At 68.7% G+C, this 24,396-nt stretch carries 21 protein-coding genes; 7 read left to right on the top strand and 14 right to left on the bottom strand.

Features of this window, described 5'->3' with window-relative positions; all coding sequences use genetic code 11:
* Positions 1 to 119: 119 nt before the first annotated feature.
* The 8 genes from SH203_RS13150 to SH203_RS13115 form a co-directional block, all read right to left on the bottom strand.
* On the bottom strand, positions 120 to 1,538 hold the full coding sequence (locus SH203_RS13150) for an ATP-binding protein (RefSeq protein ID WP_087121402.1): 1,419 nt from the start codon (positions 1,536 to 1,538) through the stop codon (positions 120 to 122).
* Between the two features lie 145 nt (positions 1,539 to 1,683).
* A complete protein-coding gene (locus tag SH203_RS13145; protein ID WP_087121401.1) occupies positions 1,684 to 2,355 on the bottom strand; it encodes a response regulator transcription factor in 672 nt (223 codons plus the stop codon).
* 82 nt (positions 2,356 to 2,437) lie between these two features.
* Positions 2,438 to 3,982 (bottom strand): Do family serine endopeptidase, encoded by a 1,545-nt coding sequence (locus SH203_RS13140; protein ID WP_087121400.1) that lies wholly within the window; start codon positions 3,980 to 3,982, stop codon positions 2,438 to 2,440.
* Positions 3,983 to 4,089: 107 nt separating this feature from the next.
* Positions 4,090 to 4,596: a cytochrome c-type biogenesis protein gene (locus SH203_RS13135; RefSeq protein ID WP_087121399.1), complete on the bottom strand. Its 507-nt coding sequence runs from the start codon at positions 4,594 to 4,596 to the stop codon at positions 4,090 to 4,092.
* Positions 4,593 to 6,581, bottom strand: a complete 1,989-nt coding sequence (locus tag SH203_RS13130; protein ID WP_087121501.1) for a heme lyase CcmF/NrfE family subunit — start codon at positions 6,579 to 6,581, stop codon at positions 4,593 to 4,595. Before SH203_RS13130 ends, SH203_RS13135 begins: the two co-directional genes overlap by 4 nt.
* Positions 6,578 to 7,072, bottom strand: coding sequence for a cytochrome c maturation protein CcmE (ccmE, locus tag SH203_RS13125; RefSeq protein ID WP_087121398.1), 495 nt, complete (start codon positions 7,070 to 7,072; stop codon positions 6,578 to 6,580). Before ccmE ends, SH203_RS13130 begins: the two co-directional genes overlap by 4 nt.
* Positions 7,073 to 7,130: 58 nt before the next feature.
* Complete coding sequence (ccmI, locus tag SH203_RS13120; RefSeq protein WP_087121397.1) at positions 7,131 to 7,949, bottom strand: c-type cytochrome biogenesis protein CcmI; 819 nt, start codon at positions 7,947 to 7,949, stop codon at positions 7,131 to 7,133.
* A gap of 58 nt (positions 7,950 to 8,007) precedes the next feature.
* On the bottom strand, positions 8,008 to 9,369 hold the full coding sequence (locus tag SH203_RS13115) for a hypothetical protein (protein ID WP_087121396.1): 1,362 nt from the start codon (positions 9,367 to 9,369) through the stop codon (positions 8,008 to 8,010).
* Positions 9,370 to 9,528: 159 nt separating this feature from the next.
* Between SH203_RS13115 and SH203_RS13110 the strand changes: the two genes are divergently transcribed.
* The 5 genes from SH203_RS13110 (at position 9,529) to SH203_RS13090 (ending at position 14,135) form a co-directional block, all read left to right on the top strand.
* On the top strand, positions 9,529 to 10,461 hold the full coding sequence (locus SH203_RS13110) for an ABC transporter ATP-binding protein (protein WP_087121395.1): 933 nt from the start codon (positions 9,529 to 9,531) through the stop codon (positions 10,459 to 10,461).
* Positions 10,458 to 11,225 carry an ABC transporter permease gene (locus SH203_RS13105; RefSeq protein WP_087121394.1) on the top strand — a complete coding sequence of 256 codons (768 nt, stop codon included), beginning with the start codon at positions 10,458 to 10,460 and terminating at the stop codon, positions 11,223 to 11,225. The genes SH203_RS13110 and SH203_RS13105 overlap by 4 nt, the downstream gene beginning before the upstream one ends.
* Before the next feature lie 42 nt (positions 11,226 to 11,267).
* Complete coding sequence (locus tag SH203_RS13100; RefSeq protein WP_087121393.1) at positions 11,268 to 12,272, top strand: hypothetical protein; 1,005 nt, start codon at positions 11,268 to 11,270, stop codon at positions 12,270 to 12,272.
* A 66-nt stretch (positions 12,273 to 12,338) separates the two neighbouring features.
* Positions 12,339 to 13,769, top strand: coding sequence for a metalloprotease TldD (gene tldD / locus SH203_RS13095; protein ID WP_087121392.1), 1,431 nt, complete (start codon positions 12,339 to 12,341; stop codon positions 13,767 to 13,769).
* 60 nt (positions 13,770 to 13,829) lie between these two features.
* The gene (locus SH203_RS13090) at positions 13,830 to 14,135 is read left to right on the top strand and encodes a hypothetical protein (RefSeq protein ID WP_087121391.1); all 306 of its coding nucleotides are present in this window, start codon (positions 13,830 to 13,832) and stop codon (positions 14,133 to 14,135) included.
* 19 nt (positions 14,136 to 14,154) lie between these two features.
* Here the strand turns inward: SH203_RS13090 and SH203_RS13085 are convergent, their stop codons facing one another.
* Positions 14,155 to 15,099, bottom strand: a complete 945-nt coding sequence (locus SH203_RS13085) for a TraB/GumN family protein (protein WP_087121390.1) — start codon at positions 15,097 to 15,099, stop codon at positions 14,155 to 14,157.
* A gap of 146 nt (positions 15,100 to 15,245) precedes the next feature.
* Between SH203_RS13085 and SH203_RS13080 the strand changes: the two genes are divergently transcribed.
* Positions 15,246 to 17,318 (top strand): TonB-dependent siderophore receptor, encoded by a 2,073-nt coding sequence (locus SH203_RS13080; RefSeq protein ID WP_087121389.1) that lies wholly within the window; start codon positions 15,246 to 15,248, stop codon positions 17,316 to 17,318.
* Between the two features lie 75 nt (positions 17,319 to 17,393).
* On the opposite strand, the gene SH203_RS13075 is transcribed toward SH203_RS13080, so the two are convergent.
* Entirely contained in the window at positions 17,394 to 19,325 is a 1,932-nt protein-coding gene (locus tag SH203_RS13075; RefSeq protein ID WP_087121388.1) for a peptide MFS transporter, read from the bottom strand.
* 284 nt (positions 19,326 to 19,609) lie between these two features.
* On the opposite strand from SH203_RS13075, the gene SH203_RS13070 reads away from it, so the two are divergent.
* A complete protein-coding gene (locus SH203_RS13070) occupies positions 19,610 to 20,758 on the top strand; it encodes a hypothetical protein (RefSeq protein WP_087121387.1) in 1,149 nt (382 codons plus the stop codon).
* On the opposite strand, the gene mscL is transcribed toward SH203_RS13070, so the two are convergent.
* The 4 genes from mscL to cmk all read right to left on the bottom strand — a co-directional run bounded on the left by mscL (position 20,759) and on the right by cmk (position 24,306).
* Entirely contained in the window at positions 20,759 to 21,181 is a 423-nt protein-coding gene (gene mscL, locus SH203_RS13065; RefSeq protein ID WP_087121386.1) for a large-conductance mechanosensitive channel protein MscL, read from the bottom strand.
* A 32-nt stretch (positions 21,182 to 21,213) separates the two neighbouring features.
* A complete protein-coding gene (locus tag SH203_RS13060; protein WP_087121385.1) occupies positions 21,214 to 21,504 on the bottom strand; it encodes an integration host factor subunit beta in 291 nt (96 codons plus the stop codon).
* A gap of 260 nt (positions 21,505 to 21,764) precedes the next feature.
* Positions 21,765 to 23,468, bottom strand: coding sequence for a 30S ribosomal protein S1 (gene rpsA, locus SH203_RS13055; RefSeq protein ID WP_087121500.1), 1,704 nt, complete (start codon positions 23,466 to 23,468; stop codon positions 21,765 to 21,767).
* A 199-nt stretch (positions 23,469 to 23,667) separates the two neighbouring features.
* Entirely contained in the window at positions 23,668 to 24,306 is a 639-nt protein-coding gene (gene cmk / locus SH203_RS13050) for a (d)CMP kinase (RefSeq protein ID WP_087121384.1), read from the bottom strand.
* Positions 24,307 to 24,396: the final 90 nt, after the last annotated feature.

The following is a 24,396-nucleotide window of genomic DNA, read 5'->3' as shown; positions in this document are numbered from 1 at the left end:
CGAAGGCGGGGACCCAGTGCTTTCGCTCGGTACAGCTTTGGACCACGAGCCGAGACACCCCCACAAGCCCGCGCGACCAAAGACCTGGGTCCCCGCCTTCGCGGGGATGAGCGGAACCTTTAACTCTGGAGCGCCGGCGGCAACACCAGCGCCACCCGCAGTCCCGGCCCGAAGTCACCGTAAGCCCCCGGCCCCTCGTCCAGCACCAGGCGCCCGCCGTGCGCCTCGGCCACCGCCGTCACCAGCGACAGGCCCAGGCCCGAACCCGGCTCGGTGCGGCTGTTGTCCAGGCGCACGAACCGCTGGACCACCCGCTCGCGGTCCTCTTCCGGCACGCCCGGCCCGGTGTCGGTGACGGAATATTCGATCTCGCCCGACGACCGCCTGCGCGCCCTCAGCTTCACCGCCCCGCCGGAGGGCGTGTATTTGATGGCGTTGTCGATCAGATTGGCCAGGGCCTGGGCCAGGAAGGGCTGGTTGCCCTCGATCATCAGCCCCCGCTCGATCTCGGCGGAGAAGTCGATGGACTTGTCCTCGGCCGCCGGTTCGTAAAGCTCGGCCATGTCGGCGGCCAAGTCGGCGGCGTCCATCGTCTTCGGATCGGGCGCGCCCCCCGCCTGCAGCCGCGCGATGGCCAGGACGGTGTTGAAGGTCTTCAGCAGGTGATCCGCCTCGTCCAGGGCGACGCCCAGGGCGTCCACCCCGTCGATCTTGCCCGCCTCGGCGTCGATCAGGGCGACCTCCAGCTTGGCCCGCATCCGCGTCAGGGGCGAACGCAGGTCGTGGGCGATGGCGTCCCCGGCGTGCCGGATCGAGGCCATCGACGCCTCCAGCCGATCCAGCATGGTGTTCAACCCCTGGCCCAGTTCGTCCAGTTCGTCGCCCGTATGGCGCACCGGCGCCCGCTGCTTCAGATCGCCCTCCTGCACCGCATGAACCACCTGGTTCAGCCCGGCCATCGCCCGCTCGACCTTGCGGCTGATATAGAGACCGCCCGCCAGACCCAGCAGCATGACCAGGGCCATGGCGCCCCACAGCGCCTGGGTCAGGCGCGCCAGATAGGCCTCGATGCCGCCGATATCCTCGCCCACGAACAGGGTGTCGCCCCCGACCAGCGGCAGGACCACGCCGATGGAGCGCCGGTTCTGCACCCGCCCCTCGTCGTCGGTGCTGGTCAGGCGAAAGGTGCTCCATTCGCCCTTTCCGACCTGGGGCGCTTCCTTCAGGTCGAACGGCATGACCGACAGATTGCCGGTGACGATCTTTCCGTCCGGCCCGGTCAGCAGATACAGATACGGCCCGCCGCGAATGGTGCGTTCGACCAGAGCCTGGTTCAGAGCGTCGATCCCGCGCGTGCGGTGAATGGCGGTCAGGGCGCCCAGTTCGCCCTCCACGTCCGCCCGCGCCCGCCCTTGAGCCTCCGACGCCGAGGCGAAATAGACATAGGCCAGGATCGCCCCCGCCGCCGCCACGAACAGCGCCAGGAACAGCAGCGTCAGCCGAAACGGCGTGCGGCGAAGAACGGAGGGGAGGCGCATGAGGGCGTGAGCGGTGACTCGTGATGGGTGAATGGCGGAATGGCGGAATGGTCAGATCGATGCGGAAACATAAGCCGTGTTCGCAACCAATTTTCGCTGCGATCCTCCCTGCTCACCCTTCACCATTCACCACTCACGCATGAGGTTACGCCTCCAACCGATACCCCGCGCCACGCACGGTCTGCAGCATGGCCTTGTCGAAGCCCTTGTCGATCTTGGAGCGCAGGCGGCTGATGTGGACGTCGATGACGTTGGTCTGGGGGTCGAAATGGTATTCCCAGACCTTTTCCAGCAGCATGGTGCGCGTCACCGACTGGCCCGCGTGGCGCATCAGAAACTCCAGCAGCTGGAACTCGCGCGGCTGGAGGTCGATCTCGGTCGTTCCGCGATGCACGGTGCGGCCGATCAGGTTCATCTCCAGGTCGCCGACCTTAAGCACGGTCTGCACCCCGCCCGTCTCGCGCCGACGCGCCAGGGCCTCCACCCGCGCGATCAGTTCGGCGAAGGCGTAGGGTTTGACCAGATAGTCGTCGGCTCCGGCCTTCAGCCCCGTCACCCGATCCTCGACCTCGCCCAGTGCGGACAGGAACAGGACCGGCGTCTGGTCGCCGCCCTTCCTGACCGTTTCGACCATGCCGACCCCGTCCAGGCGCGGCATCATCCGGTCCACCACATAGACGTCGTAACCGCCTTTTTGCGCCTCCAACAGGCCGAAGGCGCCGTCCACGGCGTGGGTGACGTCATGTCCGGCTTCGGACAGACCCCGCACCATGGCGGTCGCCGCCTCGGCGTCATCCTCGACCACCAGAATCCGCATGAACCCCTCCCGGAATCAAAATCGCCGCCGATGTTAGCGCATCGGCGGCGATTGACGAGTTAAGGCTTGGTCAGAATGCCGATCAGTTCTTGTCCTGCAGCGGCAGAACAATGGGACTGTTCCCGCGCGGGGTGCGAACCAGCAACAGAATGCCGGGACGTCCCGCGCCCTTCACGGCTTCCACGGCGCCCTTCAGGTCAACCGTCGATCCGACGCTGCGCCCGTTCGCCTGAATGATCACCATCCCCGGCTGGAAGCCCAGACGCCCTGCGCGCGACTGCTGGTTCACGCTCGTGACGACCAAGCCCTGAACGCCCTCGGGGATGTCGAACCGGCCGCGCAGCGCGCCGGTGACGGGTGCGACGGTCAGGCCTTCTACGACTTCGCCGGTGGCGGCACCTGGGTTGGACGGCGCCTTGGAACCATCACCGTCTTCCGATCCGGCGACTTCCAGATTCGCAGGACGGGTGCCGGCGCGGACATTGACCGTCTGGCGACGGCCTTCACGCAACAGTTCAAGCCGAAGGGTGTCGCCCGGCTTGGCCGATCCCACCGCCCGTGTCAGCTCGCTGGAGCCTTCGATCGCGCGACCATTCAGGTTCACCACGACATCGCCCGGTTGAAGGCCGGCGCGCGCCGCCGGTGCATCCGGCGTGACCTCGACGACGTAGGCGCCCTTTGTCGTCGCCGGCAGTCCCAGGCTTTCCTTGTACTCGTCGGTCAGGTTGCCGATTTGGACGCCCAGATAGCCACGCTCGATGGATTCGCCGCGCATCAGCCGCTCGGTGATCGCCTTGGCCGTCTCGGCCGGAATGGCGAAGCCGATGCCGACTGAACTGCCGGTCGGCGAATAGATGGCCGAGTTCACGCCGATGACGCGGCCGTGAATGTCGAAAGTCGGGCCGCCCGAGTTGCCCCGGTTGATGGCCGCGTCGATCTGGATGTAGTCGTTGTAGCCGGACGGATCGATGTCGCGCGCCTTGGCCGAGACGATACCCGCCGTGGCGGTGCCGCCCAGGCCGAAGGGGTTGCCGATGGCGATGACCCAGTCGCCCACGCGGGGCTGGGCCGTCTCTTCGAAGCTGACGTATTTGAAGTCGTTGCCCTCGACCTTGATCACCGCCAGGTCGGTGCCGGCGTCGCGACCGATCAGGCGGGCCGGCAGTTCGCGGCCGTCCGACATCTTGACCTTGATCTCGGTCGCGTCGGCGACGACGTGGTTGTTGGTGACGATGAAGCCGTCCTGCGAGATGAAGAAGCCCGAGCCGGCGCCTTGCGTCGTCTGCGGCTCGTCATTGCCGCCCCGCCCGCCGCGGCCTTGCGGCGGCACGAACTGGAACGGCAGGCCGGGAATGCTGAAGGCGCCGCCCTGGGGCTGGTCGACCTTGACCGTCACGTCGATCTGAACGACGGCCGGGGCCACCTGTTCGAAGATGGTCGCGAAACTGTTGGGCGCGCCCGGCGGCGGGGTGAAGCTGTCGCCATTGGCCGGGACCGGGGTGATGCGGTTGACCGCCTGGGGTTCGGCGTGCGCGCCGGGCCAGTTGATCACGCCGCCGGCGGTCGCCGCCGCCGCCAGGGTCAGGCCGGCCGCGGCCCCGAGAATGAACTCCTTGCGCTTCAGCATCGTGGTCCTTGCGATCCTCTGTCCGACGCCAGACGGGCGCCGGTTTCGCGATTGATATAGGCCGGAAGGCTTTTGCGCCAATGCCGACCGTCGATGGTTGATCCCGACTAAAGCCCGTCGTGAGGCGAGGTTGCGTCAGGATCGCGGCGAAGCTTCTCATTTCGCAGAACTTCGTCCAGCCGCCGCTCCTCGTCGGGCGTCAGGCCGGGCGTCTCGGCGGGCCGACGCCGGGCGCGCAGCATCAGGGCGATCCCGGCCAGCACGACCAGGGCGAACGGCCCGAACCACAAAAACCAGGTTCCCGCCCGCACCGGCGGGGTGAACAGCACATAGTCGCCGAACCGGCGCACCAGATCGTCGCGCACCGCCTGATCGGTCGCGCCGGACGCGATCTCCTCGCGAATCAGACGGCGCATGTCGCCTGCGACGCCCGCCGGGCTGTCGGCGATGGCCTCGTGCTGGCAGACGACGCAGCGCACGTTCTTGAACAGGGCTTGGGCGCGGGCCTCCTGCGCCGCATCGGGCAGGGGCCGGTCGGGCGCGGCGGGCGGTTCGGCCGCCGTCAGCATCAGCGCAAGGATCGGCGCGGCCAGAAGGACCGTCAGACGCCTCATGCCGCCCTGCGCCGTCTTTGCCCCACACCCAGACGCAGCCGCCGATCCATCAAGGACAGCGCCCCGCCCAGGGCCATGATCGCCGGTCCCAGGAAGATCAGCCGCGCCCAGGGGTTCCAGTACAGGCGCACGACCCAGGCCGGTTGCTCGGGACTGCCGGCCCGCTCGCCGATCACCACATAGACGTCGTCCAGCCCCCGGAAATCCAGACCGACCTCGGTGGTGGTCTGCCCCCCGGCGGGGAAGAACCGCCGCTCGGCCGTGACGGCCGTGGCCCGCCCCCGGTCGTCGGCGGGGCGCACGGTCAGCCGTCCCTGTTCGGCCAGATAGTTCGGCCCCTCGACCACCCGCACATCGTCCAGCGTGACGGTCCACGGCCCGGCCGACAGGCTCTGGCCCAGGGTCAGCGACCGCGCGGCCTCGGCCTTGAACCCTGTCTCGACCACCGCGCCCAGGATGAAGACCCCCACCCCCAGATGCGCCAGCGTCATGCCCCAGGCGCCCAGCGGCAGGCCCTTCGCCCGTCGCCAGGTCTCGGCCCCGGCGGCGCGGAACAGGCGGATGCGCTCGGCGACCTCGGCCAGCGATCCGGCGATCAGCCAGGCGCCGACGCCGATTCCGACGGCGGCCAAGGCCTTGCGCGGCTCCCACAGGGCATAGGCGGCCACGGCCGACAGGATGGCCACGCCCCCCGCCACGGCCAGCCTCTGCATCGCGCCGGGCAAATCGCCGCGCTTCCATGCCAAAAGAGGCCCCGCCGGCAGGATCAGGAAGGCGACCATCATCAGGGGCGTGAAGGTGGCGGCGAAATAGGGCGGCCCGACCGAGATGGTCGCCCCGGATGCGGCCTCCAGGATCAGGGGATAGAGCGTCCCCAGCAGCACCGTCGCCGCCGCCGCCGTCAGGAACAGATTGTTCAGCACCAGCGCGCCCTCGCGGCTGATCGGCGCGAACAGGCCCCCGCCCTTCAGCTGAGGCGCGCGCCAGGCGAACAGGGCGAAGGCGGCGCCTGCCGTGACGCCCAATATGGCCAACAGCATCATCCCCCGCTTGGGATCGACCGCAAAGGCGTGAACGCTGGTCAGCACGCCCGACCGCACCAGAAACGCCCCCAGCATGGAGAAGGTGAAGGCCAACAGGGCCAAAAACACGGTCCAGCCCGCCAGAGCGCCGCGCCGCTCGGTCACGACCGCGCTGTGCAGCAGGGCCGCGCCCGCCAGCCAGGGCATGAAGGAGGCGTTCTCCACCGGGTCCCAGAACCACCAGCCGCCCCAGCCCAACTCGTAATAGGCCCAGAACGACCCCAGGGTGATGCCGACCGTAAGAAACGCCCAACTGGCCAGCGCCCAGGGCCGGACCCATCGCCCCCAGGCGGGCCAGAAGGCCGTCTGCGCCCGTCCCTCGATCAGGGCCGCGACCGCCAGGGAGAAGCAGACCGAAAACCCGACATAGCCCACATAGAGCAGCGGCGGATGCACCGCCAGCGCCGGGTCCTGCAGCAGGGGATTCAGCGACGCGCCCTGGAACGGCGCGGGGTCCAGGCGAGCGAAGGGGCTGGAGGTGAAGACGGCGAAGGCCAGGAACAGCGACCCCAGCGCGCCCTGCACCGCTACGGCCGAGGCCTTCAGCCCGAACGGCAGGCCGCGCGCCCGCGCCAGCGCCCCGCCGAAGACGGTCAGGACCAGACACCACAGCAGCAGCGAGCCTTCGTGGCTGCCCCAGGCGCCGGCGACCTTGTACAGCATCGGCTTGTCGGTGTGGCTGTTGGCCGCCACGTTCGAGACCGAGAAGTCGGACACGACGAAGGCGTAGATCAGGGCCGCGAAACTGAGGGCGACCGCCGCCGCCGCCGCCAGCGCCGCCCCTTCGGCCGCACCCGCCAGCACCGGGCTGCGCCGCACGCGCCCGGCCGCCGACAAACCCATCTGAAGGATCGACAGCGCCAGCGCCAGCGCCAGGGCGAAGGCCCCGAACTCGGCGATCATGAGGGCAGGGTCTGGCTGGCGGCCGCCGCCGTCGGGGCCGCCGCGGGCCGCCATTCGCCCTTTTCCTTCAGGCGGTCGGCGACTTCGCGCGGCATATAGTTCTCGTCGTGCTTGGCCAAAACCTGGCTGGCGTGGAAGGTGCGGTCGGCGCCGAACGCGCCCTGCGCCACGATCCCCTGCCCTTCGCGGAACAGGTCGGGCAGGTCGCCGTGATAGACGACGCGGGTGACGCCCACATTGTCGGTGACGGAAAAGGCCACGACGCCGTCCCCGGACTTCCTGACGCTGCCGACCTCGACCAGACCGCCCAGACGGATGTTGCGCCCCTCCGGCGCCTTGTCGGCCGTGGCCTCGGACGGAGAGTAGAAGAAGGTCACGCTGTCCTGCATGGCCCACAGCGACAGGCCGACGGCCAGCGCCAGGATCGGCGCCACGGCGGCGACGACCCACAGGCGGCGACGGGCCTTTGGCGATTTGGGCAGCCAGCTCATGCGACGGACTTCCGAGGTTCGACGCCGTATAGCCCCGGCGCCGGGCGCGACCAATGCGTCATTGCGGCTTGGCCTCGGGCAGGCGGCGTTCCAGATCCCGACGGCGCGGATCGGCGGGATCGAGGGCCGCGATCAGGGGCGCCCACAGGTCGCGCGCCGCCGTCCGGTCGCCCCGCCGCAGCGCCGCCTCACCCAGGAAGAAGCGCGCGCCCAACTGATCGGGGTCCAGGTTCAGCGCCTGACGGAAGGCCGCCTCGGCGTCGCCGCCGATCTGGTTGTCGTTGGCCACCACCAGGCTTTCGCCCAGCCGCGCCCAGGCCTGGGCGTTTTTGGGGTCCAGGTCGATCAGCCGGCGAAAGGCCGAGGCCGCCCCCAGTGGATCGTCGGCGGCGAAGCGCGCGGCGCCCAGCATGGCCAGGGCCTGACGATCGCCGGGCTTTTCCCGGACGACGCGGGCGGTCACGGCCGCCAGCTGCGCCGGCTCCAACCCGTTCAGATCGGCCGCCCAGGCGTCGACCCGCCGCTCATAGCCCTGGTCCGGCAGGCCGGGCGTTCCGGTCGCGACATAGAGACCCAGCGCCCCCGCCACCATGACGCCGATCCCGCCGAGAACCCACAGCCGGTCCCGCGCGCCGGCGACGGGCGCCGCCGTCGCCGTCACGGCCAGCAATCGGCGCCCCGCCTCGGCCCGCGCCGCCGTATGAGCGGCCTCGTCCAAGAGACCACGTGCCTTCAGCCGGTCCAGTTCCTCGATCTCGCGCGATCCGGCCTGCGTCTCGACGTCCGCCGCCGGTTCCGCCCCGCGACGCGCGCCGGCCAGCACCAACAGGGCGGCCAGGGCCGCCGCCAGTCCCGTCATCATCCAGAAGGCGATCATGGTTCAGGGGTCTAGCCGAACAATGGGCGTCGGGCGAGACGCCATTCGCGCCTGATTTTCAGTCGGATGACGGCAGGCGGGCGATCTCGGCCGTCGCCGCGCGCCGCCGAACCGCGCGGGCCGCCTCCAGCGCCTCGATCAGCGTCAGGAACCGCGCCGCCACCCCGACCAGCCGCAGCGCCTGATCCGGGTTCTCGACCTCCCCGTCCGCCATCCCGTCCAGCGCCTCGTTGGCCCAGGTGGTCAGATAGTCGGTCAGTTCGGTCTGCAGGGCCGCGCGATCCGCCTCGCAGCCGAAGGTCACAGCCGCTCCCCGCAGCGCCGCCGACGCCGTCAGCAGGGCCGCCGCCGCCTCGATCGGCTCGCCGTCGGCCGGCGCCTCCAGCCACGGCGACATCCGGGTCATGCGGCCGGCGATGGCGCGGCGTTTCAGCGGCAGGGCGGCGTGAACCGCCGCCGTCGTCGACTTCATCAGGCCGGACAGCTGGCCCGACACTTGCACCCGCGCCATCCGCGCCGTCTTGCCCCAGCTGGAGTCGGGACGGATCTGCAGGGTCATGTCCATCTCGGCCAGCACCCCGGCGCACCAGACGACCTGATCCACCACCGTCTGCATGGCCTCCTCGGACAGCGAGGTTCTGAGCGACGCCATCCGCTGCACCCGCGTCTGGACCGAGGCCAGCAGCCGCTCGACGAAGACGGCCATGTCCGAATGGCTCAGCGTCACCTCGCGGTCGGCGAGACGGCTGGTGCGCGTCACGACCCGCAACATCCGCTCGGCGTCCGCCACATGGGCGAACAGGATGTCGATCATCCGCCGCCCCCCGTCGGGCGCCACGGCCAGACAGTCCTGGATCAGAAGGCGCAGCCCCGCCAGCTGGTTGTCGTCCGGCCGCTCCAGCCAGATCGGCAGGCGCGGCAGGGCCGTCCGGGCCAGGGGGGTCATATCGAAACAGCCCGCCAGCTCCGACGGGGTGGCGGGCGGGGCGCCGTCCGGCGGGCGCTGGAACTCCGGCCAGACGTCGCGCGGCCGGTCGCGCAGCACCGCCGCCGCCCGCGCGCACAGACGATCCGCCGCCAGGGTCCATTCGCCGTCCACCGTCGCCGCCCCGTCCAGCAGGGGCAGGAACGCCTCCTCGCCGACCGTCGCCTCGCGCCAGACGCGCGCCAAAACCACGGGCGGAAAGGTCAGGGCCGGCACGCCGTCGGCGCGGGCCTGAAACAGGGGCAGCAGGGGCGCGAAGGCGGTGGCGCGCCGGGCGCGATCACGCGCCTGTTCGGCCACGATGACCGCCAGCTCCGCCGCCTTTTCCCCCGGCAGCGCCGCCACCGCCTCGCCCAGTTGCGCCAGCGACGCATCGGGACAGGCCTCGACGACCGCCATGAGAGCGGCGCGGTGGGCGGGGGACAGGGACGACACGCGAAGCTCCCGTCGAAACCAGGCACAGGCGGCCACGGTGGACCAATCGGGTTAACAACGGCTTGGCGTAGCGCATGCCCCTTGAGTGCGGCCGCCGGCACGCCATATTGCCGCCACATCCGGCGACGCGCCCCTGCGCCCGCCGCGCCAGGAGGCTGCATGCCCGTTATCCAGATCGACGGCCTGACCAAGACCTACAAGTCGGGGCTTCAGGCGTTGAAGCGCATCGACCTGAGCATCGAGAAGGGCGAGATTTTCGCGCTTCTCGGGCCGAACGGGGCGGGCAAGACCACCCTGATCTCCATCATCTGCGGCATCGTCACCCCCTCGACGGGCACGGTGGTCGCCGACGGTCACGACATTCAGGCCGATTTCCGCGCCGCCCGCACCAAGATCGGCCTGGTGCCGCAGGAACTGACCACCGACGCCTTCGAGACGGTCATGGCCACCGTCACCTTTAGCCGGGGCCTTTTCGGCAAGGCGCCGAACCCGGCCTTCATCGAACGGCTGCTGCGCGACCTGTCGCTGTGGGACAAGCGCGACGCCAAGCTGCGGACCCTTTCGGGCGGCATGAAGCGGCGCGTCATGATCGCCAAGGCCCTCAGCCACGAGCCGGACATCCTGTTCCTGGACGAGCCGACGGCGGGCGTGGACGTGGAGCTGCGCCGCGACATGTGGGCGATGGTCAGGACGCTGCGCGAACGCGGCGTCACCATCATCCTGACCACCCACTATATCGAGGAGGCCGAGGAGATGGCCGACCGGATCGGGGTGATCCTGAAGGGCGAGTTGATCCTGGTCGAGGAGAAGACGGCCCTGATGAAGAAGCTGGGCAAGAAGACCCTGACGCTGAACCTGGTCGAGCCGCTGGACGCCCTGCCCGCCGAGCTGTCCGACTGGGACCTGACGCTGAAGACCGACGGGGGCGAACTGGAATACAGTTTCGACGCCAACGCCGAGGACACCGGCGTCCCCTCGCTGATTCGTCGGCTGGAGGGGCTGAACATCGGCTTCAAGGACCTGAACACCCGCCAGAGCTCGCTGGAAGACATCTTCGTCAGCCTGGTTCACACGAACGGAGCCGCCACATGACCTTCAACGCCTACGGCGTCTGGGCGATCTATCGCTTCGAAATGGCGCGCGCGCTGCGCACCCTGTGGCAGAGCGTGGTCACGCCGGTCATCACCACGGCCCTGTATTTCGTCGTCTTCGGCGGCGCCATCGGCAGCCGGATGCAGGAGGTCGGGGGCGTGCCCTACGGCGCCTTCATCGTGCCGGGCCTGATCATGCTCAGCCTGTTCACCCAGTCGATCTTCAACGCCTCGTTCGGCATCTACTTCCCCAAATTCACCGGCACCATCTACGAAATCCTGTCCGCGCCCGTGTCGTCGCTGGAGATCGTGCTGGCCTATGTCGGGGCGGCGGCGACCAAGTCGGCGGTGCTGGGCCTGATCATCCTGGCGACGGCGGCCTTCTTCGTGCCGCTGCAGATTCTGCACCCGGTCTGGATGATGACCTTCCTGATCCTGATCTCGGTGACGTTCAGCCTGTTCGGCTTCATCATCGGCGTTTGGGCCGACGGGTTCGAACAGCTGCAGATGATCCCGATGCTGATCGTGACGCCCCTGACCTTCCTGGGCGGCGCCTTCTATTCCATCGACATGCTGCCGGCGGGGTGGCGCACCGTGACCCTGTTCAACCCGGTGGTCTATCTGATCTCGGGCTTCCGCTGGGCCTTCTACGGCCAGGGCGACGTGGCGGTCGGGGTCAGCGTGGCGGCGACGCTGGGCTTCTTCGCCGTCTGCCTGGCCATCGTCATGTGGATGTTCCAGACCGGCTACCGCCTCAAGAACTGATCCGTCACGAAACGGGCCAGATCGCCAGCGATTGAGAAGACCATGTCCGACGACCAGAAGACCCCGCCCGAACCCTTCGTCCGCAAGGCCGTGACCTGGGGACGCATGCCCGCGACGACCTTCCACGTCGGGCCGGTGCCGGTCGCGCCCAATCCGCTGGACCGCATCCCCGATCCGCCGCGCAAGGCCCCGCCGCCGCAACAGCCGCGCGACATCCGCGACCAGAGCCTGGCCTCGGGCCTCGCGCCCGCCCGTCCGGCGCAGACGCCCGCCGCGCCGCAAACGCCCCGCCCGGCGGCGCCGCGCGGTAATATCCTGGGCGGCTCGCTGATCCCGACCGCCCGACCGACGGCCCCGACGCCCGGGCGTCTGGCTCAGCCAGCCCCCGCGCCTCAGCAGCCCGCAGCCCCGGCCGACCTGACGGTGCGCCCCCTGCCGACGCCGGCCGTCGAACCTTTGCCCGTCGTGGAGCCCGCGCCGGTCGCGGCCGTTCCCGCAGCGGCGCCCGCCCCGCAGGCGACGCCGAGTTTCGCACGCACGCCCGCCAAGGCTTCGCGGCTGCCGCTCTATGTCGGGGCCGGCGTCGTCGCCGTTCTGGCGCTGGGCGGCGGCCTGTGGTTCGCGCTTCGCCCGGCGACGCCCCCCGCTCAGCCCGCGCCCCTGACCGCGCCGCCCGCCGAGACCCTGCCGGGCGCGACCACGCCTGTCGCCGCGCCGGTCGCCACCGCACCCGCTCCGGCTGCTCCGACCGCTCAGACCCCGGCGACGGCCAGCGCGCCGCCCCCGGCTGCGGATGCGGCTGCCTCTAAGACCCCTGCCCGCGCCGCCACGACGACGCCGTCCACCGCTGCGACCCGGCCGGCGACGACGACGCAGACGCCCGCAGCGTCGCGCCCTGCCTCGGCGCCCGCGACATCGACCCCGGCGCCGGCCGCGCAGTCCGAGCCCCTGGTGATCGTGCCGTCCACGCCTGCGCCGACGGCCGCGCGCCCGACGAGCAGCGACCCGGACGCCCCGGTCGTCACCCGGCCCCAGCCGCTGGACTGATCCGACCCCCAAGGTTTCACGGTCGGGGCAGGTGACGAAGCGCTCGCCAACCCCTACCTAGCGTCCATGACCGTTTCCGCCTCCCCGCCGCCCATCCTCGACACCGCCGGCGTCGACGCCGACGAAGCCCTGTCCATCCTGAAGACGGCCCTGACCGGGGCCGACGACGGCGAGCTGTTTCTGGAGCGCGCCGAGAGCGAGAGCCTGGTCTTCGACGACGGGCGGCTGAAATCCGCCGCCTATGATGCGACCGAGGGATTCGGCCTGCGGGTCGTGGCGGGCGAGACCGCCGGATACGCCCACGCCAATGAAGTCTCGGCCGCCGCCCTGCGCCGCGCCGCCGACAGCGCTGCGCTTGCCAAACAGGGTCACGCGGCCCGCGTCGCCGACGCCCCCCGCGCCACCAATCAGAAACTGTACGGCGAGGTCGATCCTCTCGCCTCGCCCGCCTTCTCGGACAAGATCGCGCTTTTAGCCGAGATCGACGCCTGGGCGCGGGCGCGCGATCCGCGCGTGGTCCAGGTGTCCGCCTCTCTGGTCGGAGAGCGCCGCGCCATCGAGATCCTGCGCGCCGACGACCGGGCGGTGCGCGACATCCGCCCGTTGGTCCGGCTGAACGTCTCGGTCACGGTCGAGCAGAACGGCAAGCGCGAGAGCGCCTCGTCCGGCGCGGGCGGCCGCGCGGGCTTCGAGGAATGGATCGCCCCCGACCGCTGGCAGGCCCAGGTGGACGAGGCCCTGCGTCAGGCCCTGGTCAATCTGGACGCCATCGACTGCCCGGCGGGCGAAATGGACGTGGTGCTGGGCGCGGGCTGGCCCGGCGTCCTGCTGCACGAGGCCATCGGGCATGGCTTCGAGGGCGACTTTCACAGGAAGGGCTCGTCCGTCTTCAACGGCATGATGGGCAAGCGCGTCGCCGCCCCCGGCGTGACCGTGGTGGACGACGGCTCCATCGCGGGGCGCAGAGGCTCCCTTTCCGTCGATGACGAGGGCACCCCGACCGGCCGCACCGTGCTGATCGAGGACGGGATCATGGTCGGCCTGATGCACGACCGGCTGTCGGCGCGTCAGATGGGCGTCGCCGCCACCGGCAACGGACGGCGCCAGTCCTTCGCCCACATGCCCATGCCGCGCATGACCAACACCTTCATGGAGGCAGGCCGGGACAGCCGCGCCGACATGATCGCCAATACGAAACGCGGCCTCTACGCCGCCAACTTCTCGGGTGGTCAGGTGGACATCACCAACGGCAAGTTCGTGTTCCAGTGCAACGAGGCCTATCTGATCGAGGACGGGGTCATCACCGCCCCGGTGCGCGGCGCCACCCTGATCGGCGACGGGGCCACGGCCCTGACGAAGATTCAGATGATCGGCGACGACTTCGCCTTCGACCCCGGCGTCGGCGTCTGCGGCAAGGCGGGTCAGGGCGTGCCGGTCGGCATCGGCCAGCCCAGCCTCAAGATCGGCGGCCTGACGGTGGGCGGCACGGCGGTCTGACCGTTCGGAACCGCACCGCCGGATCGTGTGTTTCCCCGCCACAACTGGAGAGGAAGCACCATGCCCACCGAACGCACTGTCGAACATCCCGATGGCCGGGTCGAACGCATCACCGAAAGCAACGCCGCCCCCACGACCGTCGTGGAACGCCGGGGCGGCAGCGGCATGGGCGCCATCGTCGCCCTGATCATCGGCCTCTTGGCCGTGGTGGTGATCGGCTATTTCCTGATGAACATGAACCGCAACGACGCGGTCGAATCCAACGCCATCGCCGGGGCGGCCGAGAGCGTCGGCAATGCGGCCGACAACATCGGCAATGCGGCCCGCGACGCCGTGCCGGAACGCCCCTCGGCGCCGGCCAACTGATCGCCTGAGCGAAGAAGGATCAGGGCTGGGGCGGGCGCCAGTCGGGGCCTAGCGGCTCCAGCCCGTCCGCCGTCAGCCGGTCCAGCACTCCGTTCGCCTCGGCCAGCAGGCCCAACGGCGCGATGGCGACGGTGACGCCCCGTTCCGACAGGGCCTGATCCACCGCATCGTTCCAGATGCCGCGCAGGCGTGGCCCCTGCCCCATCACCGACCAGTAGGAACAGGCCGTCGCCGCCTGTTCCAGCGGCGAATCCAGAACGGCGGGGATGCGCCGCCGACGCCAGTTCTCGGCCCTTTGCGCGCCGCTGACCGGCCCCGCCTCGGCCGCCGCCGTCGCCGCCTCGATACAGGGCAGATAGGCCTCGGGCGGGGTGGTCAGCACATTGTCGATCAGTTCGTCGCCACGATAGACGCCCACAGGCTGGGCCGGCGTCTTGTTGGCCCGCGCGGCCCGACGCACGATGTCGGACACCGGCCGCACCCGCCGCGAATAACCGCCATGCTCCATCAGGTCGGCCGACAGCATCAGGAAGCTCTTGCGGCTGGGCCCCTCGCCCGTGATCCGCTCGACCCGCGCCTCCAGATCCGGCGACAGATAGTCCGCGCTGGTCCGCTCGTCCGGCAGGCGCGTCACCGTGCGGATGCGCCAGATCACCCGCCCCAGGTCCGCCAGCGACGCCTGCCCCTGCACCGGGAACAGCACCCGGTCGGCCCGCTCCACCGCCGAGACCAGGGCGTCGGTGCGCCATTCCATGTCGCGCGACAGGCCTTCGATGGCCCCCACCAGGATCAGGACGCTGTCGCCGCGCCGCACCTCCCAGATCGGGGCCTCCACGCGGCGGGCGGTGACGACGATGTCCTCGACGCTGCCGGTCTCGGGGACCTCCTGCGCCCTCGCCTCGCCCGACGTCAGGGCCGCAGTCGCCAACAAAGCCAAGAACAGGGAAGAAGAGCGCGTGGTCATCGCGTCGATATACGATTTTCTACTGTCCTGAATGTAATGAAATCCCTGTAATGATGTCGTCGATTTAATCCACCTTGCCGCCTTGTAACTGGAGATGAAGCAGGCTGACCGGCACACCTCTCGCCAACGAACCGAGGGGAAAACCGATGACCAAGACCCTGCTGCTGGCCAGCACCGCCCTGCTTTTCAGCGCCGCTTCCGCCTTCGCCGGCGATGCGCCGCAAGTGGCCGAGGCCCCCGTGCCCACTGGCCCGACCAGCCAGGCGCCGCTGACCGACGCGGTCCAGCGCGGCGTGCTGGTCTTCACGCCCGACTTCTTCACCGCCCAGCGCCCGAACACCGCCCTGGACATGGTCAACCGCGTGCCGGGCTTCTCGGTCGATGACGGCTCCGGCGCGCGCGGGTTCGAAGGCGCGGTCGGCAATGTGCTGATCAACAACAACCGCCCGGCGTCCAAGAACGACTCGGGCTCCAACGTGTTGAGCCGCACCCCGGCCGGTCAGGTCGAGCGTATCGAACTGATCCGGGGCGGCGCCGCCGGCATCGACATGCAGGGCTTTTCGGTCGTGGTGAACGTGATTCTGAAGAAGGAGAGCAGCCGCCAGTCGATCCTGACCCTTAACACCACCCAGTTTGAGGGAACGGGCCATGATCTGTACGGCGGCAGCTATCAGTTCACCGCCCGCAACGGCGACCGCAGCTGGGGCGTGACCCTGTCCAACGGGATCAGCATGAGCGATTCCAACGGCCCCGGCCGCACCGTCCGTCGTAACGCCGCGGGCGTCGTGATCCGCGACGAGCGCACCGATCAGGACGGCTATGGAGGCGGCAATTCGATCCGCGGCACCTACGCCGGCCCTCTGGCGGGCGGCAAGATCGATCTGACGGCCCGCTACGGGATCAACGACTGGCATGGATCGAACGCCAGCCGCTCCGAATCCGTCTCGCGTAACAGCCTGGACGATCAGGACACCAAGGGCGGCGAATTCGGCGCCACCTGGACCCGCGCGCTCAGCCCGCGCTTCAACCTGGAAACCCGGCTGATGCACGAGTTCGGCAGCTGGGACGGCCTGTCGACCTACAATGTTCTGAACAACGGCGTCGCCGCGCCCGAGCAGCGTTTCGCCTATTCGGGCGACAAGTCCGAAACCATCCTGCGCGCCCTGGTGCGTCAGGAATGGTCGCCCAAGCTGACGGTCGAGACCGGCGGCGAGATCGCCTACAACATGCGTCAGACCGATCAGGCCTATAGCGAGGGCGGCGTCGCCATCCCCCTGCCCAGCGCCTCGGTCAAGGTCGAGGAAACGCGCGGCGAGGCCTTCTCCAAGGGCACCTGGCGGGTGCGGTCCAACCTGACGCTGGAGGCCGGCCTGCGGCTGGAAACCTCGACCATCAGCCAGTCGGGCGACGCCAATCAGGAAAAGAGCTTCTTCTTCGCCAAGCCTCGCCTTCTGGCCACCTGGACGCCGCGCGCCAACAACCAACTGCGCCTGCGCTTCGAACGCGAGGTCGGTCAGCTGGACTTCTCGGACTTCGCCGCCTCGGCCGACCTCAACTCCGAGAACGTCTTTGGCGGCAACGTCAATCTGGTGCCCGAGCAGCGCTGGATCTCCGAGTTGATCTACGAGCGTCGCTTCTGGGGCGAGGGCATCGTCTCCGTCGGCTATCGCCACGACCAGATCGTGGACGCCATCGACCGCATTCCTCTGGCCGACGGCCTGTCGGCGGTGGGCAATATCGGCGACGGCACGCTGGACCAGTTGTCGCTGAACGTCACCGTGCCCCTGACCAAGCTGGGCGTGCCCGGCGCGCGCTTCACCTTCAAGAACGACTGGAACAAGACCTCCGTCACCGATCCGACGACGGGGCTGGAGCGGCCGATCTCGGGCGTCCGCGCGTCCCAGGCGAACGTCGGCTTCGAACAGGACATCACCCGCTGGAAACTGCAGTGGGGCGTCAGCTGGCTGCCGCACCTGGGCCAGGGCAACTATTCCCCCGACCAGGTGTCGAAGTGGAGGGGCGCGAACTATTTCGAGACCTTCGTGGAGTACAAGCCCAGCCCGACCCTGTCGCTGCGCGCCCAGCTGACCGTCTGGAACGACTTCACCCAGACCCGCACCGTCTTCGCCGACCGTCAGACCCGCGCCGTCGCCTTCACCGAGGACAGCGAGGTCGATCCGCGCACCTTCGTCTCGATCCGGGTGCGCAAGACCTTCTGATCCCGTCTTCGGGGCAAGAAAAGGGCGGCGTCCGCATGGACGCCGCCCTTCTGTCTGGTCGATCCGCTTTCGGGATCAGCCGACGGTGGAGGTGCGCGGGGCGGCGACGTTGCCGTCTTCCTGACCGCGATCGCTCAGCGCCGGGCCCGGATGGTCGCCGCCGCTGTTGGCCCCGTGCGACCAGCCCTTGATGACGAAGCTGATGGCGATGAAGGCCACACCGATGCCCATGCCCCACAGGCCCAGAAGCTTGAACACCTCCAGCGAGGTCTGAAGCGCCAGACCGGGATTCAGCACCTGGCCGCCCACGGTTTCCGTCCCCGCCAGGCCGGCGATCCAGCCGCCGACATATTGGGCGATGGAGCTGGCCAGGAACCAGACGGCCATCATGAAGCTGACCACCTTGGCCATCGACAGTTTGGTGATCTCAGACAGGCCCACCGGCGACAGGAACAGCTCGCCCGTCGTGTGGAACAGATAGAGCAGGCCCAGCAGCAGCAGCGGCATCTGGAAGGCCGAGTTGGCCATGCCGGCGCCCCACACCACCACCATGAAGCCCAGCCCGACCTGCAGCAGGCCCAGGCCGAACTTCATCGTCGGATTGGGGTCCAGGTTGCGCTTGGCCAGGAAGGCCCACAGCGCCGCCATGATCGGCGCGAAGATCAGGATGAAGCCGGCGTTGAACGACTGGGTCTGGGCGGCCGTGATGGTCGCGTCGATCCACAGGCCGCTGGGCGTGATGCCCGCCGCCGCCAGTTGCGCCGGCGTCCCGACCGTCATGCCCAGGAACTGGAAGGCGCGCGGCGTGATGGACAGGTCCACGTTCCGGTCGGCGAACAGGTTCAGCGAGGTGCCGGCCTGTTCGAACAGGGTGAAGAAGACCACCGAGCCGAAGATCAGCACCAGGGCCAGCATCATCCGCTCGCGCTGGGCCTTGCTCTCGCAGACCTTGACGATGACGTAGAGGATGAACAGCAGCGAGGCCACGGTCGCGGCGCCCAGCACCCAGCCCACCAGGGCGTTGCGCTGAACCATGAACCAGACGACGCCGACGCCCAGGATGCTGGCCAGATAGATCGACCATTCGCGGTTGATCGGGCCCAGCACGGGCTTCTTCAGATCAGCCTCCGCCGGGGGTTCGCCCTTGCCCTGAAGCAGGGGTTTGCCCAGCATGAAGACCACCCAGCCCAGCGCCATGCCGATGCCGGCCAGGCCGAAGCCCGCCCACCAGCCGACCGTCTGGCCCAGAAGGCCGCACAGGACGGCGGCCCAGAAGGCGCCCAGGTTGATGCCGTAATAGTAGAGGGTGAAGCCGGAATCGCGTCGCGGATCACCCTGCGGATACAGCTGGCCGACGATGGTGGAGATGTTCGGCTTCAGGAAGCCGACCCCCATGATGATCAGCGAAACGGCCAGATAGAAGACGTTCACGCCCGCCATGTCGCGGGTCGTCTCGATCTTGTAGTCGGCGGTCGGGATGACGGCCGGCAGGGTCGAGGTCGCCGGCAGGCCCTGGATGGCCAGGCCGTTCTCGGCCGGCTCGAACTTGTACTTCTGGCCGTCGACGACGATGGAGACGTCGCGCGCCGCGCCGCGCCCTTCGGCGTCGATCTGATAGGTCTGGCCCGCATAGGTCAGGGTTTCCGTCGCCGGACGCCCCTCGAAGGCCATCATGCCGTGACCGGCGACCAGCAGCAGGGCGCCGAAGGCCACAGCTTTGCGCGTGCCGATGAAACGGTCGGCCATGATGCCGCCCAGCAGGGGCAGCAGATAGACCAGCGAGGTGTAGGAACCATAGGTCGACCCCGCCATGGCGTCGTCGAACAGGAAGTGCTGTGTCAGGAAGAAGATCAGGATTCCGCGCATGCCGTAGTAGGAGAACCGCTCCCACATCTCGGCGAAGAACAGGATGATCAGTCCGCGCGGGTGGTTTTTGAAGATCTGCATCATGACCGGCACGCCGGTCGCGAAGGTGATGATCAGCCCGAGGGCGACGACGATATTCATCCCGCCACCCCGCATCGAAGACCGTTAACGCGGCGCGTAAGTCGCGCTCCCCCCATGTCCGTTTGTGTCAACGGCTCACTCCTGACTGCTGCGCCCGAACCGACGCATGAAAGGCGCATAACCAGCACGCTCGGGAAATCCGAACAAGGGTTAAGGCCGTCATGGGACAGCGTGCCGCGAGCGTCCGCCTTAAAATAACAACCTATGGTTATCCCGATTGGCGCATTGTCTGCATTGGACTGACGCAAACAGAGTTGCGGTTTCATTTTGGGAAGGACCGTCCCATGGCCGTCCGGCCGATCGTCAGATCCGATCACGACGCCCTCAACCGGCTGCACCGCGAAGTGGGCTGGCCCGAACGCTCGCCTGCGGGCTGGCGCTGGCTGGAGAGCAATCCGGCGCGCGAGGCTCTCGACGCGCCCGCCGGCTGGGTCATCACCGACGAGCATGACCGACCGGCGGCCATGCTGGGCAACTTCGTGCAGCGATTCCAGCACGGGTCGCGCACCCTGTATGGCGCGACGGGCTTTTCGATCATCGTGCCGCCCAGCCGCAAGGGCGCCAGCCGGCCGCTGATCCGCGCCTTTCTGAAACAATCTGGCCTGTTCGCCCGCTACACCTTCAACGCCAATGCGCGCTCGGCGCCGCTGTACGGGCTGTTCGGCCTGAGGCCGTGGCCGGGTCAGACCCACGCCCTGAAACTGTCCTGGACCACCGACCGCCTGGCCTGCATCGGGGGTCGGGTGCTGCGAACCCTGTTGGGCGGCATCTCGGCCGAGACGGCGGCGCGGCTGGGCGAACAGCTGATGAACCCCCGGGTCTTCGGGCGCCACGTCCTGACCCTGCCGGACGGCGTCAGCGTCCTGCGCGACCTGTCGGACGCCTCGGCCTATGGGGACTTCTGGAGGCGCCTGTCCAAAGAGGATCGGCTGCTGGCGGATCGCAGCCCGGCGACCTTGCGCTGGCGTCTGTCGGACCCCGACCTGACCCTGCCGCCGGTGATGCTGACCTGTATGCGCGGCGGCGCCGTGGTCGGTCTGGCCATGGCGCAGATCACCAAGACCAGCCTGATCGAGCCGCCGTGCCTGGACATCGTCGATCTGATCGCGCTGGAGACGGATCAGGACGCCCTGCCCCTTCTGACGCGGGCGCTGATCGCCAATGCACGGGCGATGGGCGCGGCCAAGGTGCGGTTGCAGATGACGACGCCGCGCCTGCTGGAGGCGCTGGGCGACCTGACGCAAAGCGCCCGACGCGAGGGCGGATGGGGGCATTGCCACGCCATCGTGGACGACCCGGCCCTGGCCGAAGCCTGGGCGCCGACGCCGTTCGACGGCGACTACGGCATCTGTCTGCGTAATCCGCCGGCGCCGACGGTGCGGCGCCGCTCGACCGCCCTGGCCGCGTCGCGCGGCCGGGCGGCCAAGGCCTGATCAGCCGTTCGGCCGGGCCTTCAACTCGTCGCGGATTTCGGCAAGCAGGGCCTCGGTCGCGGTGGGGGCGGCGGGCGCCGGATCGGGTTTGGCCGCTTCCTGGCGACGCAGGGCGTTGATCCCCTTGACCACCAGGAACACCACCCAGGCCACGATCAGAAACTGGATGACCGTGTTCATGAAGGCGCCGTACTGGATCGAGACCTTCTCGACCGCCTCGGTCGCCGGGTTCTCGGCCCGCAGCACCCATTCCAGCTTGGAGAAGTCGATCCCGCCGGTCAGCAGACCGATGGGCGGCATCACCACCTGATCGACCAGGCTTTTGACGATGCCGTTGAAGGCCGCGCCGATGATCACGCCGACCGCCAGATCGACGACATTGCCCTTGACCGCGAACTCGCGGAATTCCGACAGAAGACTCATGGGCTATCCTTGATTGGAAATGTGCAGGGGGTTCAGGCGTCGCCCGAGGCGTTCAGGCGCTCGCGCAGTTCCTTGCCGCTCTTGAAGAAGGGGACGGCCTTGGCGGGCACTTCGACCGCCTCGCCGGTGCGGGGGTTGCGGCCCGCCCGCGCCGGCCGGCCGCGCACCGACAGGGCGCCGAAACCGCGCAGTTCGACCCGCCCGCCTTCCGACAGGGCCGTGGTCATGGTGTTCAGAATGGCGTTGACCAGCCGCTCCACCTCCGCGTGGGTCAGGTGGGTGTTCTCCATCGCCAGCTTTTCGATCAGCTCGGACTTGATCATCGGCGTCCCCGGTCGGTCGTGAGGAGGGGCCGTCTCGTCCCCCTCGATCCAGATGGCGCACCCTAACGCCCGACTGGCGTTCGAAAAAGCCCTTATCCGACAAGGACCCGCGTCAACGGTCGGAATTACGTCCGCTTTCGCACACAGCGACGCTTTGGGCAGAAAAAAGGGCGGCGGGATCGCGCCCGCTGCCCTTCATTCTTGTGAAATGCGCGGGCTTCGCGGCTTGAGCGAAGCGCCTGACGCCTTTCGGACCAGGATTACTCCTTGGAGCCGGCGTTCTTCAGCGCGGCGCCCAGGATGTCGCCCAGCGAAGCGCCCGAATCGGACGATCCGAACTGTTCGATGGCTTCCTGCTCATCCTTCATTTCCAGCGCCTTGATCGACACCGAGACGCGGCGCGAGGCCTTGTCGACGGCGGTGATCATGGCGTCGACGCGGTCGCCGACGGCGAAACGCTCGGGGCGCTGCTCGTTGCGGTCACGCGACAGGTCCGACTTGCGGACGAAAGCCGTGACCGGCGCGTCGTCTTCACCGAACTTGACCTCGATGCCGCCCGACTCGATCGACGAGACGGTGACGGTGATCTGCTGGCCGCGACGATAGGTGTCGCCCTCGCCGATCGGATCGCCGCCCAGCTGCTTGATGCCCAGCGAGACACGTTCCTTCTCGACGTCGACGTCCAGCACCTTGGCCTTGACCATTTCGCCCTTGCGGTAGCGCTGGATGGCTTCTTCACCCGACACCGACCAGTCCAGGTCGGACAGGTGGACCATGCCGTCGATGTCGTTGTCCAGGCCGATGAACAGGCCGAACTCGGTGGCGTTCTTGACTTCGCCCTCGACGGTCGAGCCGATCGGGTGGTTGGCGACGAAGGCGTCCCACGGATTGTCCTGAGCCTGCTTCAGGCCCAGCGAGATGCGGCGCTTGGAGGCGTCGACGTCCAGGACGACCACGTCCACTTCCTGCGAGGTGGAGACGATCTTGCCCGGATGGACGTTCTTCTTGGTCCAGGACATTTCCGAGACGTGGACCAGGCCCTCGACACCAGCTTCCAGCTCCACGAAGGCGCCGTAGTCGGTGATGTTGGTGATGCGGCCCGTGTATTTGGCGCCGACCGGATATTTGGCTTCCACGCCGTCCCAGGGGTCCGACTGCAGTTGCTTCATGCCCAGCGAGATGCGCTGGGTGTCCGGGTTGATCTTGACGATCTGGACCTTGACGGTGTCGCCGACGGCCAGAACCTGCGACGGGTGCGAGACGCGCTTCCACGACATGTCGGTGACGTGCAGCAGGCCGTCGATGCCGCCCAGGTCGACGAACGCGCCGTAGTCGGTGATGTTCTTGACGACGCCTTCGCGGATTTCACCCTCTTGCAGCTGGCCGACCAGCTCGGTGCGCTGTTCGGCGCGGGCTTCTTCCAGGATGGCGCGGCGCGAGACGACGATGTTGCCGCGCGGACGGTCCATCTTCAGGATGGCGAAGGGCTGTTCCTTGCCCATCAGCGGGCCGACGTCGCGAACCGGACGGATGTCGACTTGCGAGCCCGGCAGGAAGGCCGAGGCGCCGCCCAGATCGACGGTGAAGCCGCCCTTGACGCGGCCGACGATGGCGCCGTTGACCGGCTGGCCTTCGGCGAACACGACTTCCAGACGGGTCCAGGCTTCTTCGCGGCGGGCCTTGTCGCGGCTGATGACGGCTTCGCCCAGGGCGTTCTCGACGCGCTCCAGGTAAACCTCGACGTTGTCGCCGACCTTGGGCAGCTTGCCGTCTTCGCCCTGGCCGAATTCGCGCATGGCGATGCGGCCTTCGGTCTTCAGACCGACGTCGATGATGACGATGTCTTTTTCGATGCCGACGACGCGGCCGTGAACGACCTGGCCTTCGCCGAAGTCGCGGCCCGACAGTTGTTCGTCGAGCAGGGCGGCGAAATCGTCGCGGGTGGGGGTAAGGGTGTCAGTCATGGAGCTGGAAAGCATCCTGGGGGCTAAGGGCGCGCGACCACAGGGGCCTCGCGCGGTTGAACGCTTCTCGAACGACGAAACGCCGCGCGTGAAACGATGGGAGAAGGATTTAGTCAGGTCGTCAGGATGCGAGGCCGTTCAGAAACGATCAGGACGCCCGCGGAAGCCGAGGATGGCGCGTTGGATTTGCGAGGGCCGGTCAAAGACCGTGTTTCGCGCGCGCCGCCTCGACGATACGGCGGGCCGCATCGAAGGCGGCCTCTATACCCATGTCGGTCGTATCCAGCAAGACCGCGTCTTCGGCCTGCACCATCGGCGCCGCGCCGCGTCCGGCGTCGCGATCGTCGCGCCGCTGGATGTCGGCCAGCATGGCCTCCAGCGAAATCTCGATCCCGCGCGCCGTCAGCTGTTTCCAGCGGCGGGTGGCGCGGACCTCGGGCGTGGCGGTGACGAACAGCTTGGCCGGAGCGTCGGGGGCGATCACCGTGCCGATGTCGCGCCCGTCCAGCACCGCCCCGCCCGCCTGGGCCGCGAACGCCTGTTGCAGTTCCAGAAGGGCCGCGCGCACGCCGGGATAGCCCGCGACCCGGCTGGCCGCCTCGCCCGCCTCGCCCGTGGTCAGGCGCGCGTCGTCCGACAGACCCGTGGCGTCGAGCCCCCGCGCGGCCTCGGTCGCCGCCGACTCGTCGTCCAGCGAGCCGCCGTCCTGCAGCACCTTCAGCCCCACCGCCCGATACAGCAGCCCCGTATCCAGATGCGGCAGGCCATAGGTCCGGGCCAGGCGCGCGGCGATGGTCCCCTTGCCAGAGGCGGCCGGTCCGTCGACGGCGATGACCATGGCTTTCGTCAGGAGATTTTCTTTCTTGTGGAGTCACGAAGGGCGATGAGAAGTCAGGTTGCCCCGCCGCACCGTAGAACCTGCTCAGAG

Origin of the sequence: Brevundimonas sp. SH203 (assembly GCF_002157625.1) — a bacterium.
Classification (GTDB): Bacteria; Pseudomonadota; Alphaproteobacteria; order Caulobacterales; family Caulobacteraceae; genus Brevundimonas.
The sequence above is the reverse complement of the archived record's forward strand: the minus strand, read 5'-3'. Positions and strand labels throughout refer to the sequence as shown.

Excerpts from the sequence above, each read along its gene's own strand:
- SH203_RS13080 (WP_087121389.1), top strand. The coding sequence starts at position 15,246 with ATGACCAAGACCCTGCTGCTGGCCAGCACCGCCCTGCTTTTCAGCGCC.
- SH203_RS13085 (WP_087121390.1), bottom strand. The coding sequence starts at position 15,099 with ATGACCACGCGCTCTTCTTCCCTGTTCTTGGCTTTGTTGGCGACTGCG.
- SH203_RS13105 (WP_087121394.1), top strand. The coding sequence starts at position 10,458 with ATGACCTTCAACGCCTACGGCGTCTGGGCGATCTATCGCTTCGAAATG.
- SH203_RS13100 (WP_087121393.1), top strand. The coding sequence starts at position 11,268 with ATGTCCGACGACCAGAAGACCCCGCCCGAACCCTTCGTCCGCAAGGCC.
- SH203_RS13060 (WP_087121385.1), bottom strand. The coding sequence starts at position 21,504 with ATGATCAAGTCCGAGCTGATCGAAAAGCTGGCGATGGAGAACACCCAC.
- tldD (WP_087121392.1), top strand. The coding sequence starts at position 12,339 with ATGACCGTTTCCGCCTCCCCGCCGCCCATCCTCGACACCGCCGGCGTC.
- SH203_RS13070 (WP_087121387.1), top strand. The coding sequence starts at position 19,610 with ATGGCCGTCCGGCCGATCGTCAGATCCGATCACGACGCCCTCAACCGG.
- ccmE (WP_087121398.1), bottom strand. The coding sequence starts at position 7,072 with ATGAGCTGGCTGCCCAAATCGCCAAAGGCCCGTCGCCGCCTGTGGGTC.
- SH203_RS13140 (WP_087121400.1), bottom strand. The coding sequence starts at position 3,982 with ATGCTGAAGCGCAAGGAGTTCATTCTCGGGGCCGCGGCCGGCCTGACC.
- SH203_RS13075 (WP_087121388.1), bottom strand. The coding sequence starts at position 19,325 with ATGAATATCGTCGTCGCCCTCGGGCTGATCATCACCTTCGCGACCGGC.
- cmk (WP_087121384.1), bottom strand. The coding sequence starts at position 24,306 with ATGGTCATCGCCGTCGACGGACCGGCCGCCTCTGGCAAGGGGACCATC.
- SH203_RS13110 (WP_087121395.1), top strand. The coding sequence starts at position 9,529 with ATGCCCGTTATCCAGATCGACGGCCTGACCAAGACCTACAAGTCGGGG.
- SH203_RS13090 (WP_087121391.1), top strand. The coding sequence starts at position 13,830 with ATGCCCACCGAACGCACTGTCGAACATCCCGATGGCCGGGTCGAACGC.
- mscL (WP_087121386.1), bottom strand. The coding sequence starts at position 21,181 with ATGAGTCTTCTGTCGGAATTCCGCGAGTTCGCGGTCAAGGGCAATGTC.
- SH203_RS13145 (WP_087121401.1), bottom strand. The coding sequence starts at position 2,355 with ATGCGGATTCTGGTGGTCGAGGATGACGCCGAGGCGGCGACCGCCATG.
- SH203_RS13135 (WP_087121399.1), bottom strand. The coding sequence starts at position 4,596 with ATGAGGCGTCTGACGGTCCTTCTGGCCGCGCCGATCCTTGCGCTGATG.
- SH203_RS13130 (WP_087121501.1), bottom strand. The coding sequence starts at position 6,581 with ATGATCGCCGAGTTCGGGGCCTTCGCCCTGGCGCTGGCGCTGGCGCTG.
- ccmI (WP_087121397.1), bottom strand. The coding sequence starts at position 7,949 with ATGATCGCCTTCTGGATGATGACGGGACTGGCGGCGGCCCTGGCCGCC.
- SH203_RS13150 (WP_087121402.1), bottom strand. The coding sequence starts at position 1,538 with ATGCGCCTCCCCTCCGTTCTTCGCCGCACGCCGTTTCGGCTGACGCTG.
- rpsA (WP_087121500.1), bottom strand. The coding sequence starts at position 23,468 with ATGACTGACACCCTTACCCCCACCCGCGACGATTTCGCCGCCCTGCTC.